1 protein-coding gene is annotated in these 2,966 nt (G+C 60.8%); it reads left to right on the top strand.

What is annotated here, in order from left to right; translation table 11 throughout:
• Positions 1-217: 217 nt before the first annotated feature.
• Positions 218-2,966 (top strand): MGH1-like glycoside hydrolase domain-containing protein (locus tag J8I82_RS37445; RefSeq protein ID WP_209765631.1); only part of this gene is annotated, 2,749 nt, incomplete at its 3' end.

Here is a 2,966-nt window from a genome sequence, read left to right as displayed (position 1 = left end):
TAACGTCCCCCGCTGCCCGGGAAAGCTGGACTAAGAAGCTTGGGATATCGGTGGGTGACGCCTAGCATTGAGCCACTTACCGGCTGCCGTGCACGAGGCTTCTAGCAGATTTCATGGAAGACCAGCTTGATGCCTGACTGGGGCACACGTAAATCATGCTCACGTCAAGGCCGTTCCGATCCGGATGGCCAGCTTCGCTGGTCAGAGGGAGTGCGCCATGAGCAACGATGCAGAGAAGAACCGGCTTGACGAAGCGCAGGCGGGCAGCGCGGCCTGGAAAAAATGGGGGCCGTATCTCAGCGAGCGGCAATGGGGAACCGTGCGCGAGGACTACAGCGAGAACGGCGACGCCTGGAACTACTTTACTCATGATCAGGCCAGATCGCGCGCCTACCGGTGGGGCGAGGACGGCCTCGGCGGTATCAGCGACGACCACCAGGTGTTGTGCTTTGCGCTAGCCCTGTGGAATGAGCGCGATCCGATCCTGAAGGAGCGCGCCTTCGGCCTGGCCAACAGCGAAGGCAATCATGGCGAGGACGTGAAAGAAAACTACTTCTATCTCGATTCCACGCCGACGCACTCGTACATGAAGTATCTGTACAAGTATCCGCATAGCGCCTATCCATACACCGATCTCGTCGAGACCAACCGCCGCCGCGGCAAGCATGAGGCGGAGTACGAGTTGCTGGACACTGGCGTGTTTGACGACAACCGGTACTTTGACGTCTTTGTCGAGTACGCAAAGGCGGCGCCTGAGGACGTGCTGGTCCGAATCAGCGTATTCAACCGCGGTCCGGACACGGCGCCCCTGCACCTCTTGCCGACCCTGTGGTTCCGCAATACGTGGTCGCTGCCGGCGGGCGGTTCGAAGCCAATCCTCGAGCGTGTCGATTCCCCCGGGCGAGCGACGGTCCTCGCCCGTCACAGCGATCCGTTGTTTCAGGAATCGCTAGGCGAGTATTTCTTCTACTGCGACGCCGACGTGCCGCTGCTCTTCACCGAGAATGAGACCAACAACACCCGGGTGTTCGGCACGGCCAACACGTCGCCCTACGTGAAGGATGGCATTCATAACTTTGTCGTGCAAGGCGACGCCGCTGCCGTAAATCCCGCACAGCGGGGAACCAAGGCAGCGCTCCACTATCAGCTCAACCTCGGCGGAGGTGAGTGTCAAGTCATGAGGTTGCGGTTGACGAACCAGGTTCCTGCCGCCGCGTCCGTGCTCTTCAACGATTTCGACACGGTCTTCGCCGCCCGGCTGGACGAGGCCGATGCTTTCTATGCGTCGTTGACACCACCGGCGATTCGCGGCGACCCAGACAGGGTAAGCGTCATGCGCCAAGCGCTAGCCGGCATGCTCTGGACCAAGCAGTATTTTAACTATGACCTCGGCCTCTGGCTCGAAGAGCACGGCGCGGGTGCCCGATTGCCGAAACAGGAACGCAGGCGGGTGCGAAACAGCGAATGGGCCCACATGTTCAACGACGACATCATCTCGATGCCGGACAAGTGGGAGTATCCCTGGTACGCCGCGTGGGACCTGGCGTTTCACATGATTCCGCTAAGCATGGTCGACCCTGACTTTGCCAAGCAACAGCTCGACCTGATGCTCCGCAACGACTATCTGCATCCGAACGGCCAACTGCCCGCTTACGAATGGAACTTCGGTGATGTCAATCCGCCCGTGCACGCCTGGGCGACGATGCAGCTCTACGTCCTGGACAAGGAGCGCCACGGTGGCCACGGTGACGTCGAGTTCCTCAAGTACGCCTTCTCCAAACTGCTGGTCAACTTCACCTGGTGGGTCAATCGCAAGGACCGCACAGGTGCCAATGTTTTCGAGGGAGGCTTCCTCGGACTCGACAATATCGGCGTATTTGACCGCTCGTCACCGCTGCCAACGGGCGGTTACCTGGACCAGGCTGACGGCACCGCCTGGATGGTGTTCTTCAGCCAGCAGATGCTGCGCATCGCGGTCGAGCTTGCGTTACAGGAGCCGCTTTACGAGGAGTTTGTCGAGAAGTTCTTCCAGCACACCGTGTTCATTGCTGGCGCGCTCGACAGCGTCGGCGAGCGGAACGACGAAATGTGGGATGAAGAGGACGGCTTCTTCTACGATGTGCTGCGATTCCCGGACGGCAGCGCCACGCGCCTCAAGGTGCGCTCCATTGTCGGGCTGCTGCCACTGGCTGCCGTGGCCGTGTTCGAAGAAGATATTCTCGCGAAGCTGCGGAAGTTCCGCGAGCGTGCAAGGCTGTTCCTGGAGCGGCACCCTGAGCTCGCCGCCAACATGCATCTTCCCCAGCAGCCCGGCGTCGCTAACCGTCGCATGCTGGCAATCGTTGGCGAGAAAAAGCTGCGTCGGATTCTGGCACGCATGTTGGACGAGAACGAGTTCTTCAGCCCCCATGGCATTCGCGCGCTGTCACGCTTCCACCTCGAGCACCCTTATGTCTTTATTCACGCAGGGCAGGAGTATCGCGTGGCCTACGTGCCGGGCGATTCGGACACCGGCATGTTCGGGGGCAATTCCAACTGGCGCGGGCCGGTGTGGATGCCGATCAACTATCTGCTCTACACATCGCTGATTCGTCTGTATGCCTACTTCGGCGAGGACTTCAAGGTCGAGTGCCCGACCGGATCTGGCCAGATGATGACCCTGCTCGAAGTGGCGAAGGAATTGGGCGAACGCCTGAGCCGGATCTTCCTGCGCGACGGGGACGGTGGTAGGCCCATATATGGTGGGACAGACAAGTTCCGTGACGACCCGCACTGGCGCGACCTGGTGCTGTTCTATGAGTATTTCCACGGCGACACCGGCGCAGGGATCGGCGCCAGCCACCAGACCGGCTGGACCGGCTGCGTCGCGCGCATCATCCAGGCGAATTCCGTGCTGTCGAAGGACATGCTGCTCGCACCGGGCGCGGAGGTGGCGATCTTGCGAGCGCTGAGAACCGCGCACAAGG

The organism is Cupriavidus consociatus (genome assembly GCF_017814975.1).
GTDB classification, from domain to species: domain Bacteria; phylum Pseudomonadota; class Gammaproteobacteria; order Burkholderiales; family Burkholderiaceae; genus Cupriavidus; species Cupriavidus consociatus.
This window is presented reverse-complemented; position numbering and strand designations above follow the sequence as displayed.